Raw genomic sequence first — 19,925 nt, forward strand, 5'->3', positions numbered from 1 at the left:
CGATGGCCACCGATGTGCCCGTACAGCCTAAGGCCCCGGCTCAGCAGACTTCTTCGAGATCGCGCCACTCTCGGCTGTCCGGGCTGTCCGCGACCCAGCCGTCGAGCAGCCCGCGCACCAGGCCGGCCGGGGCGGCGATGCCGCACTCCCGCTCGGGCACCCAGAGCGAACCGGACCCGTTCGTGCGGTGCCCCAGCGGCCCGGGGTGCCCCGGCTCGCTGTGGTCGTGCGGGTCCAGGTGCTCCCCGTCGCCCTCGTCGCTCGGCATCTCGCTCTCCGAGCAGGTGCGGCACAGCAGCCGCACCGACGAGGACCAGTCCTCGGCCGCGAAGCCCGCGTCGGAGGCCAGCTGCTCCAGCGCGTCGCGGTCCGCCTCGGTGGCCGCCTCCAGGAGCACCACCCAGGTCGGCACCGGCGACGGCGCCCACAGCTCGATCTCGTCGAAGACCGGGTAGGAGGGGCCGGCCGCGGTCACCCGCTCCCCGTGCGGAACCCCGTCGTGCAGCACGACCTCGCCCCAGCGGCGCCCCGAGGACGGCAGCGGGATCGACAGGACCTCCAGCCGGGCCGGGTCCAGCCGGCGGCCCCAGACCACCTCGGCCTCGCCCTCCGGCGACAGCCGCACGGCGGCGCTGCCGAGCTCCATGCCGACCGGCTCGCCGGCGGACTTCCCGCCCGCGCCCGATCCGTGCGGATCGCCGGGCACCTTCAGCCCGTACGCCTGCCAGGCCCTACGGGCCAGCGGCCAGTCCTGGAGCGCCGTGGCGGCGATCCCGACGTTCCACCAGTCCGGGGCGCCCGTCTCCCGGTCCAACAGGGCCACGGCGCGCAGCCCCGCGGCCCGCGCCTGCTCCCAGTCGTGCCGGAACTTGTGCAGCAGCGCCAGGTTGAACCAGGACTCGGACAGCCACGGTTCCAGGTCCGCCGCTCTGGTCAGCAGCGCTCCCGCGTCCTCGTACCGACCGTCGCCGATCAGCGTGAACGCGCGGTCGGTGGCCTGCCGCCACGAGGCGGAGGGCCGATGCCGTACCTTCCCGAAGATCCTCACGATTCCCGCCTGCCTGGGGGCACCTCCCCGGGGTAGCCGGGGACAACGGTGCAGCCTTGCGGACACTCCCACGTCACTCTTACTGGCATCCAACCATGCCCACTCGGACGGCCGCTCATTACCCATCGGTTACCCAGATGGGACGGGAACAACTCTGCCACGTCAGTCCCTGGCCAGAACCCTCGCCAGGGACTCCACCACCTCCGGCTGGTAGTCCCGCCCGGTCCCCAGGCGCAGCTGCTCCAGGACGGCCAGTGAGCCGCCCGGGTGACGGCTCCCGGCGACCAGGTCGTCGTAGGCGTTGACCGCGCGCACGATCCGGGCCGCCACCGGCTGGTCCCGGTACGGCTCGGCCTGCCGCTCGACCACCAGCGCCACCTCGGCGGGGACCCCGGTCTGCCGGGCCACCTCCCCGCCCAGCCCGGCGATCCGGCGGGCCTCGGCGGCGGGCAGCTCGGCGGTGGCCCCCGCCGGGACCGGGTCGACGAGCGAGAGCTGGCCGATGTCGTGCATCAGGGCGGCGTACTCCAGCACCCTGAGCTCCCGCTCCGAGAGGCCGAGGTCCCGGCCGACGGCGCAGCTCAGGGCGGCCACCCGGCGGGAGTGGCCCGGCCGGGTGTATCCGGCGATCTCGGTGGCCCGGGCCAGGGAGGTGATGGTCTGGCGGTAGGTGGTGCGGATCGCCGCGATCCGGTGGAAGGACAGCTGGGTCAGCAGCAGGGGGACGCTGAGGACGGGCAGCGCCCACAGCCCGGCGACGGCCGCGCCCAGGGCCATCACCGCCCCGGTGGCGCAGATCGCCGAGCCGATGCCGAGCTGGGCGCGCAGCTCGTCGCGCAGGAGGGGTCCGTACGGCCGGCCGGTGCGGGCTCCGGCCGGCGCGGCGGCGAGCACGGCGTCGCACAGGGCCGTGAGGCCGAGCAGGAGCACCAGGAAGAGGACCAGGTACGGGCCCTGGCCGAGCCAGTGCTCCAGCCGGCCGGAGTTGTAGAGCGGCTGGAAACAGACGGCGGCGAAGGCGACGGTGAGGACCCGGCGGGCCACGTGGTCGAGGCGGGGGCCCCGGCCCCGGGCGACGTGCGGCACGGCTCCGGCGAGGGCGGCGGCGACCACGACGGCGACGATCTGGAACACCCCGTGGTGGCTGGGCTGGCCGGCGTTCTGGCCGAGCAGGGCGTAGGCCAGCGCCGCGGCGGAGCCCAGCGGTGCGGGCCGGCGGTCCTCGGCCGGAGCGGGCCCGGCGCCCTCGGCTCCCGGGCCCGTGCGGCGGTCGCGGCGGGCGAGCTCGCCGACCGCGATCAGGGCACCGAAGGCCAGGGCGGTCCCCGGGTCCCGGACCCCGTTCCACAGGGTGTGGCCGAGGGCGACGGCGGTGAGCAGCCAGGCGGTCGCGCGGACGCCCCGTGCGGCGGCGCCCCTCACGGCCCCGCTCCGGGCCCGCTGCCGGGGGCGGTTCCGGGACCGCGCCGGTCCTCCGCGGGCCGGAAGGTTCCTGCACCGGCGCCGTCCGGGCGGGCGGGCGGACGGACCGGCGGGCGGCCCGCCGTGCGGCCGGGGGGGGGGGCCCCGGGGCGGGCCGGGCCCCTCCGGTCGGGCCCCCCGGCCTGGCTTCTCCCTCCGGCCGGCAGGCCGTTCGGGTGCAGTCGGGGCCAGAGCGGGACGTCGGCACCGCACCGGGTAGGCGTCGAGTATGAACTCACGAGGGCTCGACAGCCCGACGACGGCCGGACCGACCGCGGCGCTCGACACCGCATCCACCTGGTGGTTGACGACTCTGGACCGGCTCGAACGAACGACGGTCGCCGATCCGGCGATCGGGGTCCTGCAGCGCGGAATCCGCTCGATCCCCCTGGGCCGGGTGCGCGACCTGTTGCGCGGCAGGCCCCTGGGCCACCCCGTGCATCCCGTGCTGGTGCAACTGCCGATCGGCTGCTGGCTGTCCGCCGCCGTCCTGGACGCCGTACCGGGATCGCAGCGATCGGCCGCGGTCCTCACCGCCGTGGGCCTGGCCGGAGTCGCACCGGCGGCGGTCGCGGGCTGGGCGGACTGGGCGGACCTGCCGCCGGAGCAGGCCCGGGTCGGAGCGGCCCACGCCATCGCCAACGTGGCCGCGGTGGCCTGTTACGGCGCGTCCCTGGCCGCGAGGCTCGGCGGCCGTCCGGCGAAGGCGAGGCTGTGGTCGTGGGGCGGGCTGGCGGCGGTCGCCCTGACCGGCGCACTGGGCGGCCACGTGGCCTATCGGCAGGCAGTCGGAGCACACCCCGCGCCCTGAGGGACCGAGCCGCCGGGCGGAGCCGTGCTGCGGGCCCCCGGCAGCGCTCGGGAAGAGGCGTGCGGCCACCCCGCCCCCGCACCGTACGCTCCGGGATGCAGCGGTCGCGCCACGTTACGACCCTGACGACGGAACCAGCTCCCGGCCCGGCCGATTCGAGTGATGTCCGCGAGGCCCGGCTGGCCGTCGACCCCTTTCTCGCGCGCACGCCGCCACGGTCCGAGGGCGGGCCGGAGCGTCGGCGCACGCCCACCGGGCAGATCGACGACCGGACGGCGGAGCAGGTCGCCCGCGAGGCCTGGGACGCGGTGCAGGACGCCACCCCGCCGGCGCCCGATCCGGCGACGGACACGGGCCCGGCCGACGCGGGACGGCCGTCCCCGGAACACACCGAGCGCCACCGCCGGGCGGTCGCCATCGCACGCGGCCTGCAGGAACTGGGCTACCCCCTCAACGAGACGCTCCGCCCCGGCCCGGACATGGCAGCCGGGTAGCCCGGCCGGCACCGGCCCGCACGGCCCACGCCGGTGTGGCGGCCGGCGCCGACCGCCCCGGCACGCGGCGGCCGGCCCCCGCCTACCCGTCCGGAGCGGCGGGCCCGGAGCTGGGTGGCGGCCTGTCCGGAAGCGGCGGGCCGAGGCGGGGGCGACTGGCCGAGGTGCCCTCCGCCGGCGCGTGGACGGGGACGGTCCTGAGGTACTCCTGGAAGATCGCTTCCGTGACGGACGACATCGCCCGGCCGAAGTTCTCCAATCCGCGCGTCCCTCCCCGGTCGGCGGGCGGGTTGCCCCGCATCAGGTGGGGGATCATCCGCGGGATGCTGAGCGACAGCGTCCCACCCCCGCCCCGCTCCTCGCGGTCACCCTGGTTCCACACGACGACCGCGCCGGTCCCCGGCCGGGCGGCTGCGTCCAGGGCCAGGAGGCCTTCGCGCAGCGCGGGCACCTCGAAGGCCCAGCGGTCGACGAGGAGCAGCAGCGGGCCCGCCGAGGCGCTCCCGTCGCGCACTCTGGCGACCTCCGCGTCGAGCGTGGAGTGCACCACCCAGTTGTTCAACCGGTTCGCCAGTTCCGCTGCCACGAGTGCCAGCGGTGTGGCCGACTCCGGATGGAACGGATTCCAGTCGTCGGGGCCGTCCCCGTGGTGGCGTGCGTCCCGGCCGGCGGGGAGAGTGGAGGCGGCGGGCGCCGCGACGGCGATGCGCAGGACCCCTCGGGGCCGGCCGGCCGTACCGAACGCGCTGGGGGACGAACGGTAGTCGGCAGGACGGCCTGCCGCGATGTCGGAGGTGTTCCCAACTCGGACGACACGCTTCGCCAGTTCGTACACCGCCTGCTCGTACTGCTCGGCGTAGCTCCGCAGTTTGATCAGCCCGTAGAGCCCGTCGGTGGCGTACCTCTCCCCCAGGCTGCCGAAGTCACTCTGCAAGCGCACGGCCACGTCGGGCAGTTGAGCGGGCGGTACGGGTACCCACTGGGCAGGTACGATCCCCTCCCCCTCCATGGAGGTCCGCGCCCGGTGGTAGGCGGCCCGCTGGGCGAAGGCGAACCACTCCCTGCCGCAGAACTCACTGGTGAAGTAGCGGGGCGAGTAGAGCGGAACGAACACCCGGCAGGTCGCGAGTGCCTCCGCCACCCGGTCCGACCACACCTCCCCCGTCCGGACCTCCTGGTCCATGAATCCCGGCGGCGAGCCGTTCGGCAGGTCGGTCAGGGCCGTCACGTGGTCGGACAGGTCACGGAAGAAGCGGCTGACCCACAGGTCCGGGTCGGGGCCCCCGTGCCCGAAGCGCGGGGAGTGCGCGTAGCTGAGAAAGAAGTACGGCCGCGCGACCTTGATCAGCGGGGGTCCACCGGTGCGCGGAGCCGGCGCCTCCGGCGCGGGGCGCCGCTCGGCGGCCTCCTCCGTCCGGCCGGACCACCGGGCGACATGCGCCAGCCCGGCCTCGACCTCGGACCACGTCAACCGGTCCGGGACGAGCGGCATGCGCTCCGCCAGGCGTTCCAAACCGTCCCGCTGGCGGGCGTCCAGCGGGTCGAGCCCCGCTCCCAGGACGGTGTGGAGGAAGTCCAGGTTCTCCTGCACCGTGAGTCGGCCGAGCCTGATGCCGGTCAGCCGCGGATGAGTCCACCGCAGTACGTCGGTGGTGGCCAGCACGCACCCCCTGCCGCCCGTCGGAAAGCCGTAGGGCGGGCCGCTCGGCGGGGCCGGGAGATCCGGCCGGTATCCGGGCGGCCAGTGGGACACGCCGTCCAGGACGATCAGCCAGTCCCGGTGCTCGGCGAGCGTCTCCCACAAGCGTTCCAGCGGGGGCAGTTCCCCGACGGGCGCACCGACCGGGGCGAGCGCCTGCCACAGCCGCAGCAGGCCGTCCTGGAGCGAGTCCGTCCTGCGGGCATTGATCCAGTGGACGAAGGAGTGCCGTTCACCGTCGCGGCGCAGGTACTCCTGGACCAGCCGGTTGCGGCCCATCCCCGCCATGCCCTCGACGACGACGAAGGCAGGGCCGGGCCCGGGGCCGTCGGCGGAGGATACGCCGCTCGCCGCGGATGTCCCGAGCGAGGCCGCCACCGCCCGGGTGAGGGCGGCCAGTTCCTCCTTGCGTCCGATCATGACGGGCAGGTCGGGCGGGCTCTCCACCGGGCGTACCGGGGTGAGCCGTTCCCTGCGTACGGGGCTCGGACGCACCGGCGTCGCCGGCGGACCCGCAGCCGCCCGTCGCCCCGCGCCGACCGCCGCCTCCAGCCGGCGCAGCACCGTGCGGTGCTCGCCGCCCGCGCCCCGCAGGACGGCCACGGCGACCTCGGCGAAGGGCAGGCTCCGTTCGGGGAGGGGGCGGCCCGTGGCCGTGCTCCCGCCCTCGTCCAACATCGCCCCCAGTGCCCGGAAGTCCAGCGTTCCCCCGAACGTGGCAGCGATGCGGCCGGACACCCGAGCGACCACCCGGTCCAGCACGCGCAGGGATTCACCCCGTGTCAGCTCGGCCAGGAGCTCTTCCCGGACGCCGCGCGCGAAGTCGTACACCACCTCGTCGGGGTCCGCGGGCCGTGCCGGGTCGTCACGTCGCTCGATCAGTCCCGACAGGAAGATCTCCGCGAGGTCCTGCTGTCCGGAGCCCGGCACCGTGGCCTGCTGGACCCAGCGCATCACGGGCAGGCTCAGGGGCGCGGCCGCGAGGTGGCAGGCCAGCCGGAAGGCGCGCGGCGAGGCGCCGCTGAGGAAGCGCGCGACCCGGTCTGCTGCCGAAGGCGGCGCACCCGGGTCACGCGGCGGAAGGAGGGGCCGCCGCACGCCCCGGAGGGGCGCGGCGAGCATGGGCGCCCAGCCGGAGGTGCGGCCGGCGACCGATCCGGCCCAGGGCGCGAGCCAGGTGCCGTCCACTTCCATGACGGGCAGCCAGCTCACGGCGGCCCGCTCGGCGGAGCCCCGCGGCCCCCGGGGGATGCCGGGCAGGGCCGCTTCCGTGCGGAAGGCCGTGCCCGGCCGGTCCGGGTGGGACGCCCGCGCCTCGACGGGCGCGGTGTGCAGCGCGGTGCGGTGCCACAGCCGCCGGGGCAGGACCTGGAGGGCCGCGGTCGGCCGGGTGCGGGACGTGCGGGCGAGCAGGTCCGGCAGAGGGTCGCCGTACCAGGCGGGTCCCACCCCGTCGGTGAGGACCAGCAGGATCCGGCGGCCGAAACGGTCCGCCAGGGGGCGTTGCCAGGCCGCCGACGGGCCGTGGCCGCTCACGCCGGTGCGGTACCGCCTCCGGAAGGGGGCGAGCCGGGGCACCGCCCGGTCGGTGTCGAGCGCCCAGCACCGTACGTCCGCGAAGGCGCCGTGGACCTGCAGCGCGGTGTACAGCTCGCTCGCCAGGTCGTGCCAGACGGCCATGGTGGCTCCGGTGTCCACCAGGAGGTCAACGGAGAAGTGGGGTTCGCGCGCGGGTGTCCAGACGGGGATCAGGCGTCCGGCCCCGCCGGTCGCCTGGGCGGTAGCCTCCTCATCGAGCTCCGGCGGGCCGGTGGACACCGCCCACCGGCGCAGCGGGCGGAGTGCCCGCGACAGGTCCAGCACCCCGGTCAGGGCGGGGGGCCGCGGCACCTGCACGACGTGGGCACGACCCGGGTCTCCGGGACCGGGCGCCGGAAGTCCGTACAGGCGCACCCTCGGCTCAGGGGGTCCGCCGGCCGTCGGCGGATCGGCGGGGCCGCCGCCCGGCACTCCGGGGTCGCGGTCGGCGGTGGGGTCGCAGCCGTCCGCGCCGTCGGGGAGTCGCGGCCGCGAGCCGTCTGGGTCGCGCTCCCGCGGCAGCGGGGCGAGGCCGGCCAGCCGGGAGATCCACAGCACGTCCGCCACGTCCTCAGGGCGCAGGTCACCGTGGTCCCGCGCCAGCAGGCGAGCCAGGGCGTCGCGCAGTGGGTCCGGTGGGGGGCGCCGTTCGGCCACGGGCCCTCACCCCTCGTTCAGCGGACGGAGCAGTACGTCGTGGATGGCGCTGCGTCCGAGCTCGCTGTCCGCCAGGCCCCGCTCGGCCATGAGCAGGGCGTTGAGCAGCTGGTCGTTGGCCAGCTCGGCGCCGTTCTCGCGCTGCCGCCGGAGGAACTCAGCGATCAGTGCGGCCCGTTGGACCTCGGTGCCGATGCCGTCCCCGAGGTGGGCGGCGACCATGGCGGCGAGGCGCTGTTCGTCGGGCGGCTCGATGTCGAGGCGTACGCAGCGGCGCAGGAACGCGGTGGGGAATTCCCGTTCCGCGTTGCTCGTCAGGACGACGAGGGGGAACTCCGCGCATGCCACCACCCCGTCGGGCACCACCGCGGTGCGGCCGGTGTCCGCCGTCATCACCTCGTGCCCGCCGGGGCCGAGGCGGGAGAGTTCGGGAATGTCGAACTCTCCCTCCTCGAAGACGTTCAGCAGGTCGTTGGGCAGGTCGATGTCACTCTTGTCGATCTCGTCGATGAGCAGCACCCGGGGACGGCTCCAGGGGAGCAGTGCGGTGCCCAGCGGCCCCAGCCGCAGGTACCGCCCGATGGCGGGCGCCCCGGCGTCGCCGGAGCCGGCCGCGGCGTCCTCGCAGGGGGCTCCGCTCCCGCGGATTCCCGCGTCGTGGAGCCGGCCGATGGCGTCGTAGGCGTACAGGCCGTCCCGCAGGACGGACCTGCTGCTGATCGGCCAGCGCAGTACGGGGCCGAGCCCCAGCTCGTGGGCCACCGCGTAGGCGAGGGTGGACTTCCCGACCCCGGGCTTGCCGGTGATCAGCAGGGGGCGCCGGAGGTGGAGGGCCAGGTTGACCAGTTGTACCTCCTTCTCGTCCGCCCGGTAGGACGCGGCCTGTTGCAGGCGCCCCAGACGCCGGGCCGTCCCGGCCGCCGAGCCTTCCGCCGGGGGCGGGGCCGGGTGGCCGGCCGGGCCGGACGGGGCGCCGAACGTGCGCCAGGCCGGGGCCGGCGGAAGCTCCGAGATGCCGGGATGGGGCACTCCTGTGCCCCGGTAGACCCACCAGTCCTCGCTCATGTGCGCCGCCTCGCCGCTCGTCGTCATCGGGCCGTCCGTCATGCCATCCCCCGGTAGGGGCTGTCCTGGTCGGGATCCACGCAGTCCGGGTCGTCCCACAGGAGGGTGATGTGATTCCGTACGTCTCCCGCGCCTCCGGCCCGGCCGTTCCTGCGGCACTTGAGGACGGTGGCGGGCAGCTCCGCCAGGCGGGGCGGGTTGTGCTCGCGCAGGGCCTCGATGAGCTCACCGGTCCCGCCCGGTCCGCGCCGCCACAGCAAGACGGGAACGCCGTCGGTGAACACGGCCTCGTCGACCGCGGCCCGCGCGTCGGGGTGGAGGGCGTCGTAGGGGGTGTCGAGTCCCATACACGCCAGGTCCGGCTGTTCGGCCAGCCAGGGAGCCAGGTGCGCCGCCCCGTCGTCCAGCCGGGGCCAGCCGATTCGGCCGACGGCGTCCGCCTCCGCGCCCCCGGTCTGGAGGTGCTTCCACCGCTCGCGCCAGGGTTCCACGTCCAGCCAGGCGTCGGTGTACCGCTCCAGCGAGCGCACGACCACCGGGTGGTGGTGGCCCAGGGGGCTCCCGGAAGCGCCGGCGGACCACAGTTCCGCCGCGTGTCCCAGCAGGGCCCGCGGGAGCAGGAATTCCACTCTGACCGTGTTGCGGGCTGCTCCGCGCACTTCGTGCGCCAGCTCCGACCAGGCGGCCAACCGGGCGCTTCCGGCTCCGGTCAGCTCGCTCCGGTGGAAGGACTCGGTGCGCCCGAGGGTGCCGATGAGCCGCAGCGGCCCGTCGGGCAACACGTGCCGGTAGTAGGCGGCTTGCAGCCTGTAGCGTCCGTCGTCGACGTGCTCGGCATCCTCGGCCTCGAGCCGGACCTGGACGATCAGCAGGCTCTCGGGCGGGGGTGGGGGCGCGGGCGGAAGCGGGGGCGGGGCGCACGCCGGCCGGGCCGCCGGCCCCCCGGTCGTCGCCGGCGAAGTCCCGTCGACCGGGAGCCGGTCCAACACGGCGCGCAGTGCGGCTAGTTCGCCGTACAGCGGGGAGTCGACATCGGAAGCCAACGCCCTGAGGAAGCCGAGCAGCTGGTCGTCTTCCGGGGCTCCCCGGCGGTCGGCGAGCCGCAGCAGGACCTCCGGCAGGGTCTCCTCCCCGGTGAGCAGGGCGGGCCGCCTGCCCGGGACGAGGTACCGCGGCAGTCGCGCCGACGGGGGTGGTGCGGTCAGGTGCCGCAGGGCCTCGACGACCTGCAGCAGGGTTTCGGTGGAGTGCGGCTCCGGCCGCGTCAGCGCGACGACGGTCAGCTCCAGCCACGGGAGCGAGCCGTCCCAGCGGGCCTGCGAGCGCAGGGCGTCGCACAGGGACTCCAGGACTCCGCCGGGATCGCGGTGCGATCCAATCGCGCCCAGGATCGCCCGCAGGTGGGCACGGGGTACCGGGTCCTCCGGGACGTCCAGCTGGATGCCGGGCGACCTGTGGTCCTGGGCCATCTCCTCCAGCACGCTCTGCCGGAACGCCAGGCGTGACATGCCATGGAAGCGCAGGAGCACGTCGCACAGCACGGCGTCCGCGGCCGGGGACCACGACACGCCGCGGCATCGCCCGGGCGCGCCCCCGGCCCCGCCCCGCTCGTGCACCTACCCGCCTTCCCCTTCCCCGACGGCCTGCCCGACGAGCACCCGAAGGCGGTCCAAGGCGTTGTCGTACGGGACGAGTTCCTCCATCGCGGTGTACAGCGCCCGCAGAGCGGCCCGCTCGTCCCGGTGCACCCGGCAGCGGCGCACCAGCCGGTAGAGGTGGTCCCGGCGGTCCGGACGGTCCTCCACCTCGAAGGAGTGCGGCAGCCCCAGGTGGTCGCCGATCTTTTCGAACAGGTCGTAGCGGCCGTCGGGGCGCATCATGGCCGGGAACGCCATCAGCGCTTCGACGAACTCCGCGTCGCCGGGGCCGGCCGCCGCCGCGACCGCCCCCGGGCGCGCCGGCGCCCCGGGGAGGGCGGACGGTCCGCCGAGGAAACCGGCCAGGGCGGCGACGGGGACGTACCAACCGCCCTGCGCGTCCCGGTAGGACCTGCTCCCCTTGAGCAATCCCCGGACCAGGCCGTCGGCGTCGAGCAGCATGCTCCCGCTCATCCCCTCCCGTACGCCGTCCCCGAGCACCCGGATGAAGGGCCCCGACCGGCCGGCGACGCGCAGGGCGAGCGTGTCGGGCTGTACTCCGGGCGACGGTGTGTGGGTCGAATAGCCGAGGGCCGTCACCTCGGTCCCCGGCTCCGCCTCGTCGGGCGCCAGCCGGGCCACGGGGTGGTCGCGCCAGCCCGGAACGGTCAGCGCCGCGAGGTCGGGGAAGGGGTGGAACCGGCTCCCGTCCCCGGTGTCGGGCTCGGCCCGGATGTCTTCGGCGGCCACCAGCCTGGACCCGGTGGGGTGTTCGACGCTCACCCGAGGTGCCGGGCCGGGGGTGCTCACGACGTGTGCCGCCGTCAGGACCACGCCGGGTGCGACGAGGAACCCGCTGCCGCGGAACGCCCCGCCCACGGATATCCCGACCGCGCAGCGCTGGAGGGCGTCGCTGTCCCGGCGGCCCAGCCGTACCGCGGTCACTCCCCGGCCGGTGCGGGGTGCGGGACCGCCGCGAGCGCCTGCGCAGCCGTCCGGTCCCGGCGGTCGGCCAGGTTCCAGGACAGCCGGACGGTCAGTCCGGCCTCGCTGCCCGCCTCCGCGATGATCCCGAGGAGCTGGCCGGATTTGACCGCCAGCTTGAGGCCGAACTCGACCTCGAACGCGTCGGGAGATCCCGCCCCGCCCTGGGTGATGCTCTCCGCCGCCCACCTGCCGATGCCCTGCACGGTGCCCCGCACCTGGTCCAGGGTGAGCGCCACCGCCGAACCGAGCTGGGCGGCCCGCTGCCCGGAGCCGAAGCCGACGTCGCCGTAGCCGGACGCCCCGTGCTGTGCCGGGGGTTCGAACGTGAGCTCGCCGATCACCTCCGCGGTGACGCTCGTACCGTCCCCCAGATCGATGGACACCGTCTCCGTCACCGGATAACCCCTCTCCGCCCGCGCCTCCGCCGACCACCACCCTAGGTGCGCAGGGGCCTCGCAGGAGGCCGTTCCCGGCCACTGGAGCCCGTGGGGCAGCGGGACTTCGGGAAGCAGGGACTTCAGGAAGCGAGGAGCTTCGCCTTGGCCTGCTCGTACTCGGCTGCCGTGAGGTCGCCGCGGTTCTTGAGTTCGGCCAGCCGGGACAGTGCCTCGGCTGCGTCGGTGGTGCCGGCGCTCTCCCGTACGTAGGAGCGGAAGGCCTGCTCCTGACGGTGCGCCCGGCTGAGCTCGCGTTCGCCCATGCCGCGGCCGCGGGCGATCAGATAGACGAGGACGCCCAGGTAGGGCAGCAGGATGACGAAGACGGTCCATCCCGCCTTGCCCCAGCCGTTCAGATCGTCGTCCCGGAAGATGTCGCCGATGACGCGGAAGAGCAGCATGAACCAGAGCACCCAGAGGAAGCAGAGCATCATGGTCCAGAACACGTTCAGCAGGGGGAAGTCGTAGCCCTCTGCCAGGTTGAGCAGCGAATTCCGCATGGCCCGTTCTCCTGTTGGTCGTGGCGGCCCGGCGGGCCCACACCCGTTCGCGTCCGGCCACCTCATTCTCGGCTCCCTCTCCGGGGCGCGCCACACAGGGCGTGAACGCCGCCCGACGCCGCCCGACGCTGCCCGGGCCCTTCCGCCCCCGGGCGGGGGGCGACCCGCCCGCGTGGCGGTCACGGCCGTGGACAGTGACCATGGAAGGGCCCGCGCCCGGTTACGGAGGGTCGCCGACCGGGGCCAGTACACCGGATGCCGGACGGAGGGCCTGGATGACCGGCGTGGCAGCCACACCCGACGGGGCGCCCGAGACCCTGCTGCGCGCGGCGCTGGCGGAGCCCGGCCGGCTGCCGGAACTGCTCGCCGGCTTCGCGCTGCGGCACGCCGGACCGCGTGCCGCACGCGAGGTGGCCCGGCTGCGGGCCGAGCGGCCCCGCGCCGCGGCCTCCGCGCTGAGCGAGGTGGTCGCAGCGCGGGGCATGCGCCGGACGGTGTCCGAGGGCGCCTTCGTCGGCGGCCCGTTCCTGGTCCTCATGCCCGTGGCGTTCTGCGCCGCGCTGCTGAGCCAGGCGCGGACGGTTCTGGAGCTGGCCGCGGTCGCCGGACACGATCCGACCGCCCCGCAGCGGGCCGCGGAACTACTGGTCCTCCAAGGCGTGTACGCCGATACGGACGCGGCGGCGAAGGCGCTCGCCGCCCGGAAGGGCGATCGGCGCGGGGCGGAGCCGCAGGTCGCCGCGCGACCGGTGCGGTGGTGGTCCGCCCTGACGGCGGTGACGGTCCGGATGGCCAGGCTCCTAGGGCTGACGGCCCCCCGCCAGGAGACGACGCACGCCCGGTGGGCACGGCTCGCCCGGACCGGGCAGTGGGTGCTCCTCGGGGTGGTGCTGCTGGTGGGGATGGTGGTACCGCTGGTCTGGCTGCCCTACATGGCGGTGTCGTACCGCAGGTCCACCGGCCGAGCGCTCTCCCGGGCCGCGGCGTTCTACCGCACGGAGGTCCCGCAGTCGCTTCGCGGGCGGGCCGCACCCCGCCTCGACCCCGGCACGCTGGCGGCGGCCCTGCGGGCGCTGCTCTCCCTGCTGCTGCCGTTGTGCCTGCTGCTCCTCGTGCACGTCACCGATCTGCGCATCGCCGGACGAACGTGGCCGGTGCTCGGCATCGCGCTGTTCGCGGGGTCGGTCGCGGCGGGTGGGGTGTGGCAGTGGCGGCGACACCGGCGCCGCGGCCGGACGGGCTGACGGTCCGTCCGGCGCGGTGGCGCGGGTGGACGTGGGCGGCTCGCTCGCGCCGACTACGCCGTGGTCGAGCGGGGCTGCGTCGTGGGGATGCGCTGGGTGAAGAAGAGGGCGATGAGTGCGGCGAAGGCGAGGATGGCCAGCGCGGCGCGCAGGCCGTCGAGTCGGGCCGCGGCGTTCGCGTCGAGCGCCTCCTGTGCCAGTTCCTCACTGGTGCCCGCTTCGTCGAGGGCGCTCCGAAGCTGGACGTCGGAGAGGAACGGCACTCCGCTTCGGAGTTCGACGGCCGCCTGGCTCTTCACACTGGCCGGGACCGCCGGATTCTGCTCCACGCTCGCCAGGAAGGAGGACGTGAGCGAGGCGATCAGGAGCGATCCGGCGAGTGCGGTGCCGATCGAGGCGCCGAGGTTGGTGACGGCGTTCTGGACACCGCCGACTTCCGCGCTCCTTTCCTGCGGCACCGCGGAGACGGTGACGGATCCCAGCTGGGAGGCGAGTGCCCCCATACCGAACCCGATCAGGAGCATGGGAATCGTGACCACTTCCGCGCCGGCGTCCGCGTCGAGCGCGGCCATCAGGATCACCGCGCCGGCGAGCAGCGCGGTGATCCCGATCCGTACCACTCGTCGGGGTGAGACGTCCGGGAGGAAGCGCGGGATGAGGACGGCGGCGGCGAGCAGGGTCACCGAGAGCGGCAGGAGCCGGGCGCCGGTGGCGAGCGCGGACAGGCCCAGGGCGACGGAGAGGTAGAGGGGGACGACGAAGAAGACGCCCATCTGGACGAGGTACTGGAAGAAGAACATCGTCAGCCCGCCGGTCAGCTGCTTGTTCTGCAGCATGGCGGGGTCGAGGAGGGGTTCCCTGTGCTGCCGGACGAGGCGGGCCTCCCAGCGCAGGAACAGCCAGGTGAGCCCGATGCCCAGCAGCATCAGCCACACGGTCAGGGAGATCCCGAGCAGGGCGGGTGCGTCGGGCTTGGGCTGGAACCAGCCCCACTCGTCCGAGCGGAGCACGCCGTAGACGAAGCTGCCGAGCCCCACAGCGGAGAGCACGGTGCCGACGAGGTCGATGCGCGGCCGCTCCTCGCTCACCGCGTCGGTGATCCGACGGGCGAGGAGGAGGATGCCCGCTACCACGAGGACCTCGCCGGCGAACACCCACCGCCACGAGAAGTAGGTGGTCGCGACACCGCCGACGAGCGGGCCGACCGCGATCGCCACCGCGCCGGCCGCGGCGACCAGCCCGTAGGCGGCGGGACGGCGCTCCGCGGGGAAGTTGCCCGCCACCAGGGCCACGATCGCCGGCAGGATCAGCGCGGCCCCGATCCCCTCCAGGAACGCCCAGCCCAACAGCAGCACGGTGAGGTTCGGTGCGAGAGCGGTCGTCAGGGAGCCGCATCCGTAGACCACGCACCCGATCATGAATGCGCGCTTGCGGCCGATCAGCGCCCCGACTTTGCCCCCCGGGATCATGAACATCGCCATCACCAGCGTGTAGGCCGTGATGGCCCCCTGGATCCCGGCGACCGTCGTGCCGACGTCCTCGGCCACCGTCGCGATCGACACGTTCATGACGGAGCTGTCGAGCGCCATCAGGAACTGACCGGACGCCAGCGCCAGCAGGACGAGTCGCGCCGTTGCCGAACTCCGGGCAGTGCCTGCTCTGGATGCCATGCGCGAATCGTCCCAGCCGCCGAGGAGGGCGGTACGCGACCCGCCCCGGGGGTCAACCGGTTGGCGGACCCCGCCTCAGGGGGCAGGGGGGTCAGGCCGCCCCCAGCTCCTCCGCGGGGAGCCGGCCTGCGCGTACGGCGTCGACCAGGGCCTGGTGGTCACGCTCGTTCTGATCGGCGTACGCCTCCGCGAACGCGGCGAGCGCCCGGTCGAACGAGTCGCCGCTGCCCAGGTACCCGGCGATCGCGATGCGGTCGCCGGACCGCGCGTGGGCGCGCGCCAGGGTGAGCCCGCACAGTTCGCCGAACACCCGCATGTCCTTGGGCTGCATCCTCTCGGGCATGGCGATGCCCTTCCAGTCGCGCAGTTGGCGGACGTAGAAGTCGCGCTGTCTGCCGTCGATGCCGTCCACCCGCTCCCAGCCCAGGAAGATGTCGCTCGTGGCCTGCATCAGCCGCTGGCCCGCGACCACCCGCTCGCCCTGGTTGCGGTACCGGCTCGCGCCGACGTGTGCGGCGAGCACCGAGGTGTCGGCCTCCTTGGCCTGGAGGAAGAGCGGGTCCTGGTCGTCCCGGCCGAGCAGGAGGAAGATCCAGCACCGGGTGCCGACGCTGCCGACGCCGACCACCTTGCGTGCGACGTCCGCCAGTCGGTAGTCCGCCAGCAGCGTCCGCCGGTCGGAGGCGAGAGTGCGGCCGTACCGCTCGATCAGGCCGCGGAACCGGCGCTCCAGCGCGCTGCGCTCGACGTCCGGCAGCAGGTCGCCGGCCGGGATGAGCAGCGGGGGGTCCGCCGCGATCCTGGGCCGCCCGTCGACCGTCTCGGTGAGCCTGTCGAAGGCCTGCAGGCTGTCGCGGGTACGGGCCTTCGCCATGGCGCGGGCCAGGTTCTTCCGACCGTGCTTCGTTCCGTGGAGCCGGCCCGCCGTCAGGGACTGGAGGAGATCCGCGTCGATCTTCGTGTACCAGATGTCGAGGTTGCCGGTCTCCGCGAAGCGGAGCATCGCCTTGCGGTAGGAGCGGACCGTGGAGCTCACGATGCGGGCGCGCTCGGCGTCGTCGAAGCCGTTCGCCCGGCCCGCGATCGCGAAGCTCACCGACAGCCGTTTGACGTCCCATTCCCAGGGGCCCGGCAGCGTCTCGTCGAAGTCGTTGATGTCGAACATCAACTGCCGCTCCGGCGAGGCCAGCAGACGGAAGTTCAACATGTGCGCGTCGCCGCACAGTTGCGCGGTGAGGCCCGAGGTCGGACTGTCGGCCAGGTCGGCCGCCATGATCGCGGCGGCGCCCCGGTAGAAGCGGAAGGGGGATTCCATCATCCGGCCGTAGCGGATCGGGACGAGTTCGGGCACCCGCGCCGCGGACTGCGCCTCCAGCATCGCCAGCGGGTCCGGCCGGTCGGGAGACGGCTTGTACACGGCGTGGTCCGATCGCGGCGAGCGGCGCCGCGCCTCCTTGCCGCGAGCCGCGCGCTCCTCGGGCGTACTGTGCGCCACGGCGCGCATCGCCGCGGTCGTGTGCTGGGACATCGCTGACCCCTTCTCGACCGTGCCGGGCTTCCCTTCAACCGTAGGACCCATCCGGGCGGCGCGCCTGGCGTGCCGGGCCGTGGCGGCCGATGGGGGCGGTTGATTTTCCGCGAGCGCGTCGCACCCCCCGTGGCCTGCACGGATGGCGTGGAAACCGCTCGTCGCGAACCGTCCGCCGGGCGCCCGGAGGTGCGCGGTGAACCGGAGAAGACGAGATTGGGAGTAGTCGGACCAACCGCACGCGACGTGCGGTCGTGCGGCGTGTTGCGGCACGACGGAGCCGGCCATGGCCATGCGGAGACACCCATGAAGGACTTCAAGTTCGAGCAGAAGCGCTCGCTGTCACGTCTTGAGGCGGCTGACCAGCTCACAGCACTCGCGGAGGCGCTGAGGGGCGGCGGGGATGCCGAACTGGAACTCGGCCCCGGAACGGCGAGCCTGCGGATTCCCGACGACATCCACAGCGAAATCGAGATCGAGATCGGCAACGGCGAGGTCGAGCTGGAGATCGAGTTCACGTGGCCGACCGCCTCCCCGCGGCGGACAGCGCCGTCGTCGCGGACGGTCGCGGGCACGGAGGAGACCGCAGCGCGAAAGGGCGTTCCGGCAAAGCCGGGGCGCAGCAGCACGGGCACCGGCATGGGCAAGGGTGCGAAGCGTCCCGCCGCGAAGAGGACCTGAGCCGTGCCGGGAAGCGCGTCCTGAGCACCGGGACCGTCCTGGAGGACCGGGACTGTCCCGGACCACCCGGATGGTCCTGGACCACCGGGATGTTCTTGGACCACCGGGGCTTCCGCCTGCCCGGCGGAGCCCGTCTGGCACGTCCGGGAGGGCGACGGCGGCTCAGCTCGACGCGAGCTTCCACAGCCGCCGCCAGTCCACGGGACCCCTGGTCCGCGGCACACCGGGGCGGTGGCGCGGTACCCGTACGCGCAGGGCCCGGGGGCGGATCGTGCAGCGCACCGGCGTCGGCAGGGTCAGTGCCTCGCCGTCGACGCCGGCTTCGATCTCGGGGCCGTCCGCGTCGATGACGACCTCCTGGGCGGTCAGGGTGGTGAGACCGGGCGCGCGCCGGCCCGACAGCAACTCGGCGGCTTGGCGGGCGCTGTCGACGTTGAGGCCCAGGACGCCGAGGGCACCCGAGTCCAGGACCTCGCGGCGCCCGAGACCGGCGAGGTCGTCCATCCGGTAGGGGTTGTTGCTGACGAGCACGGCCTGGGGTCCGTCGATGACCGTGTCGGCGGCGCGGACGGACAGCCGGGGACCGCGTCGGTGCGTCAGCAGGTCGGGGAGCGTGCGCAGGATGGTGCGGACCTTGTCGTCGCGGTAGGCGGGACTCTGCACCACGGCCGCGTAGGTGCCGAAGGACGCGTTGTTGACGAAGGCCCGCTCACCGATGTAACCGATGTCGATGCGCAGTTCGACGCCGTCCGTGAGCGCGTCCAGAGAGGTCGACGGGTCGCCCCGGTCCAGGCCGAGGTCGAGCGCGAAGTGGTTGCGCGTCCCCGCCGGGATCACCAGGAAGGGAATGCCGTGCCGGGCGGCGACCGCGGCGACCAGGGCCTGTGTGCCGTCGCCGCCCGCGACTCCGAGGAGGTCGGCGCCGTCTTGGACCGCCTTGTCGGCGAGCGCGGCCACGTCCTGCTGATGCGCCGGGTCCAACAGGAGGACGTCGGCGCCGAGTGCTTCGGCCCTTTCCCTGAGGTGGAACGTCCCCACCTTTCCACCGCCCGACCGTGGATTCATGAGGAGGAAGGGACGCCTGGGAGGAGCGGTACGCACCTCCGGGGGGCCGGCGTGCTCGACGTCCCTGCTCAGTGCCGCTCCGCCGACGGAGACCCCGAGGGCCCACAGGGCGAGGGAGACGAGGACGACCCACAGCAGATCCGCCCATGCGTAGAGCGCCAGCACCGCGGGCGGGACGACGGCGGCCAGCGCGAAGGCGAGCAGCCTGACGGTCCCGCGCAGGGTCAGTGCCCACCACAGGCTCGCCGCCGATACGGCCAACCCCGCCAGCCCGGCGCCGAGCAGCACGATGCTCTTGACTCCGGCGAACACGAGCAGGACCACCACCGCGGCGAGCGCGGACACGAGGGCGAGCCGTGCGGACCAGCGCGGTACGAGGCGACCGCGCGCCCCGGAGTCCCTGTGCATGGAGCCTCCTGCCGGTCGGGGGCACGGGCTGCGCGACGGTGCGCGGCACGGCCGGCGCGCCCTGTCTCGGCACAGCTTCCGGGAGCGGTCCCCGCCGCTGTCCGCGCACGCCCGAAGGGCCTCCGGCCGCCAGGGCCATTGCACCATCCGGGGGTGCGCGCCGCATGTCGGCCACCGCCGTCGCGGGACTGCGGGACGTCCCACCGGGCGGGGCGGGAGCTCGGCCGGGGTGACCGCCTCGTCTGTTCGCGCGGGATTCCGCCTGTGGGCGGGAGGTATGGCACCCTCTTGACGGCGGCGCACGAGACGCGTCGCGGTCAGCCGGTGCCGCTCCCCCGCGGCGGGCGCGGTGACGCCGGTATCAGGAGGGTCCTCCGCGGTCGGGGCCTGTCCTGCCGTGGCCGGCTTTCCCGTGTGTACAGCCATCTTCGCTGGTTCCTCCGTGGGACAAGGTGAGGACAGCGTCCGGATGCGGTGGTCGGATGACCAGGGTCCTTGGCGCGATGCATACGCCTTCCGCCCCACTCTTCACGCGCTCCTGACGCCGGGGCCGCAATCCCGTATGAGGTGTGTCAGGGGCCCGCGAGGGTGCGTGGCCGGACTGCCCCACCCGGGCTGAGCGGCGGTTCACGGCCTCGCGCGTCAGGGCGCCGTCAAGAGTTCCCCGGTGTCCGTATGGAGCCCGTCAAGGCGTCTCAACGCCGGGATGAAGACACGGTTATCTCGTCATCGGCCATCTGGCCGATTCCTTGCTTCCCTCTTCATCCAGGAGCTCACGATGGCCGACCTGGCCTTCGTCGTCACCACGGTCGCGGTCTTCGCGCTGGTGGCCTTCATCGCACGGGGGGTGACCAAGCTGTGACGGTCGAGAACATCGTCGGCCTGCTGGTCGCCGTCTCCCTGCTCGGTTACCTCGTCCTCGCCCTTGTGTATCCGGAGAGGTTCTGAGCACTAC

The 19,925-nt window shown here is 74.2% G+C and carries 17 protein-coding genes; 6 read left to right on the forward strand and 11 right to left on the reverse strand.

Annotated features, from left to right (window positions below; all coding sequences use genetic code 11):
• Positions 1–40: 40 nt before the first annotated feature.
• Positions 41–1,048, reverse strand: coding sequence for a tetratricopeptide repeat protein (locus ACFWU6_RS04445; RefSeq protein WP_383813210.1), 1,008 nt, complete (start codon positions 1,046–1,048; stop codon positions 41–43).
• Positions 1,049–1,210: 162 nt separating this feature from the next.
• Positions 1,211–2,470, reverse strand: coding sequence for an HD-GYP domain-containing protein (locus ACFWU6_RS04450; RefSeq protein ID WP_383978360.1), 1,260 nt, complete (start codon positions 2,468–2,470; stop codon positions 1,211–1,213).
• Between the two features lie 268 nt (positions 2,471–2,738).
• On the opposite strand from ACFWU6_RS04450, the gene ACFWU6_RS04455 reads away from it, so the two are divergent.
• Both ACFWU6_RS04455 and ACFWU6_RS04460 read left to right on the forward strand, forming a co-directional pair.
• The gene (locus ACFWU6_RS04455) at positions 2,739–3,320 is read left to right on the forward strand and encodes a DUF2231 domain-containing protein (protein ID WP_383807775.1); all 582 of its coding nucleotides are present in this window, start codon (positions 2,739–2,741) and stop codon (positions 3,318–3,320) included.
• A gap of 95 nt (positions 3,321–3,415) precedes the next feature.
• A complete protein-coding gene (locus tag ACFWU6_RS04460) occupies positions 3,416–3,814 on the forward strand; it encodes a hypothetical protein (protein ID WP_383978363.1) in 399 nt (132 codons plus the stop codon).
• A gap of 82 nt (positions 3,815–3,896) precedes the next feature.
• Here the strand turns inward: ACFWU6_RS04460 and ACFWU6_RS04465 are convergent, their stop codons facing one another.
• The 6 genes from ACFWU6_RS04465 to ACFWU6_RS04490 all read right to left on the reverse strand — a co-directional run bounded on the left by ACFWU6_RS04465 (position 3,897) and on the right by ACFWU6_RS04490 (position 12,374).
• Positions 3,897–7,748 (reverse strand): TIR-like protein FxsC, encoded by a 3,852-nt coding sequence (locus tag ACFWU6_RS04465; RefSeq protein WP_383978366.1) that lies wholly within the window; start codon positions 7,746–7,748, stop codon positions 3,897–3,899.
• Between the two features lie 6 nt (positions 7,749–7,754).
• Positions 7,755–8,840: an AAA family ATPase gene (locus ACFWU6_RS04470; RefSeq protein ID WP_383978369.1), complete on the reverse strand. Its 1,086-nt coding sequence runs from the start codon at positions 8,838–8,840 to the stop codon at positions 7,755–7,757.
• Positions 8,841–8,851: 11 nt separating this feature from the next.
• The gene (locus ACFWU6_RS04475; RefSeq protein WP_383978372.1) at positions 8,852–10,381 is read right to left on the reverse strand and encodes a hypothetical protein; all 1,530 of its coding nucleotides are present in this window, start codon (positions 10,379–10,381) and stop codon (positions 8,852–8,854) included.
• A 48-nt stretch (positions 10,382–10,429) separates the two neighbouring features.
• On the reverse strand, positions 10,430–11,395 hold the full coding sequence (locus tag ACFWU6_RS04480; RefSeq protein ID WP_383978375.1) for a trypsin-like peptidase domain-containing protein: 966 nt from the start codon (positions 11,393–11,395) through the stop codon (positions 10,430–10,432).
• Positions 11,392–11,832: a CU044_2847 family protein gene (locus tag ACFWU6_RS04485; RefSeq protein ID WP_383807758.1), complete on the reverse strand. Its 441-nt coding sequence runs from the start codon at positions 11,830–11,832 to the stop codon at positions 11,392–11,394. The genes ACFWU6_RS04480 and ACFWU6_RS04485 overlap by 4 nt, the downstream gene beginning before the upstream one ends.
• A gap of 122 nt (positions 11,833–11,954) precedes the next feature.
• Positions 11,955–12,374, reverse strand: a complete 420-nt coding sequence (locus tag ACFWU6_RS04490) for an SHOCT domain-containing protein (protein WP_383807755.1) — start codon at positions 12,372–12,374, stop codon at positions 11,955–11,957.
• Positions 12,375–12,649: 275 nt separating this feature from the next.
• Between ACFWU6_RS04490 and ACFWU6_RS04495 the strand changes: the two genes are divergently transcribed.
• Entirely contained in the window at positions 12,650–13,618 is a 969-nt protein-coding gene (locus tag ACFWU6_RS04495; protein ID WP_383807752.1) for a hypothetical protein, read from the forward strand.
• Between the two features lie 53 nt (positions 13,619–13,671).
• On the opposite strand, the gene ACFWU6_RS04500 is transcribed toward ACFWU6_RS04495, so the two are convergent.
• Together ACFWU6_RS04500 and ACFWU6_RS04505 are read right to left on the reverse strand one after the other, a co-directional pair.
• Positions 13,672–15,288, reverse strand: coding sequence for an MFS transporter (locus ACFWU6_RS04500; protein ID WP_383807748.1), 1,617 nt, complete (start codon positions 15,286–15,288; stop codon positions 13,672–13,674).
• A 91-nt stretch (positions 15,289–15,379) separates the two neighbouring features.
• Complete coding sequence (locus ACFWU6_RS04505) at positions 15,380–16,816, reverse strand: DUF2252 domain-containing protein (RefSeq protein ID WP_383978377.1); 1,437 nt, start codon at positions 16,814–16,816, stop codon at positions 15,380–15,382.
• 306 nt (positions 16,817–17,122) lie between these two features.
• Between ACFWU6_RS04505 and ACFWU6_RS04510 the strand changes: the two genes are divergently transcribed.
• Positions 17,123–17,497, forward strand: coding sequence for an amphi-Trp domain-containing protein (locus ACFWU6_RS04510; RefSeq protein WP_383807743.1), 375 nt, complete (start codon positions 17,123–17,125; stop codon positions 17,495–17,497).
• Positions 17,498–17,659: 162 nt separating this feature from the next.
• Here ACFWU6_RS04510 and ACFWU6_RS04515 read toward each other — a convergent pair whose 3' ends face one another.
• Entirely contained in the window at positions 17,660–18,970 is a 1,311-nt protein-coding gene (locus ACFWU6_RS04515; RefSeq protein WP_383978380.1) for a diacylglycerol/lipid kinase family protein, read from the reverse strand.
• Positions 18,971–19,676: 706 nt separating this feature from the next.
• On the opposite strand from ACFWU6_RS04515, the gene ACFWU6_RS04520 reads away from it, so the two are divergent.
• Complete coding sequence (locus ACFWU6_RS04520) at positions 19,677–19,832, forward strand: hypothetical protein (RefSeq protein ID WP_383807737.1); 156 nt, start codon at positions 19,677–19,679, stop codon at positions 19,830–19,832.
• Positions 19,829–19,918 carry a K(+)-transporting ATPase subunit F gene (kdpF, locus tag ACFWU6_RS04525; protein ID WP_037633766.1) on the forward strand — a complete coding sequence of 30 codons (90 nt, stop codon included), beginning with the start codon at positions 19,829–19,831 and terminating at the stop codon, positions 19,916–19,918. The genes ACFWU6_RS04520 and kdpF overlap by 4 nt, the downstream gene beginning before the upstream one ends.
• Positions 19,919–19,925 lie beyond the last annotated feature (7 nt).

This window comes from Streptomyces sp. NPDC058674, assembly GCF_042716505.1.
In the GTDB taxonomy this organism is placed as follows: domain Bacteria; phylum Actinomycetota; class Actinomycetes; order Streptomycetales; family Streptomycetaceae; genus Streptomyces.

What these genes read in the sequence shown, in the direction of transcription:
- ACFWU6_RS04455 (WP_383807775.1), top strand. Translation starts at nt 2,739, where the DNA reads ATGAACTCACGAGGGCTCGACAGCCCGACGACGGCCGGACCGACCGCG.
- ACFWU6_RS04460 (WP_383978363.1), top strand. Translation starts at nt 3,416, where the DNA reads ATGCAGCGGTCGCGCCACGTTACGACCCTGACGACGGAACCAGCTCCC.
- ACFWU6_RS04470 (WP_383978369.1), bottom strand. Translation starts at nt 8,840, where the DNA reads ATGACGACGAGCGGCGAGGCGGCGCACATGAGCGAGGACTGGTGGGTC.
- ACFWU6_RS04490 (WP_383807755.1), bottom strand. Translation starts at nt 12,374, where the DNA reads ATGCGGAATTCGCTGCTCAACCTGGCAGAGGGCTACGACTTCCCCCTG.
- ACFWU6_RS04495 (WP_383807752.1), top strand. Translation starts at nt 12,650, where the DNA reads ATGACCGGCGTGGCAGCCACACCCGACGGGGCGCCCGAGACCCTGCTG.
- ACFWU6_RS04500 (WP_383807748.1), bottom strand. Translation starts at nt 15,288, where the DNA reads ATGGCATCCAGAGCAGGCACTGCCCGGAGTTCGGCAACGGCGCGACTC.
- ACFWU6_RS04505 (WP_383978377.1), bottom strand. Translation starts at nt 16,816, where the DNA reads ATGTCCCAGCACACGACCGCGGCGATGCGCGCCGTGGCGCACAGTACG.
- ACFWU6_RS04510 (WP_383807743.1), top strand. Translation starts at nt 17,123, where the DNA reads ATGAAGGACTTCAAGTTCGAGCAGAAGCGCTCGCTGTCACGTCTTGAG.
- ACFWU6_RS04515 (WP_383978380.1), bottom strand. Translation starts at nt 18,970, where the DNA reads ATGCACAGGGACTCCGGGGCGCGCGGTCGCCTCGTACCGCGCTGGTCC.
- ACFWU6_RS04520 (WP_383807737.1), top strand. Translation starts at nt 19,677, where the DNA reads ATGAAGACACGGTTATCTCGTCATCGGCCATCTGGCCGATTCCTTGCT.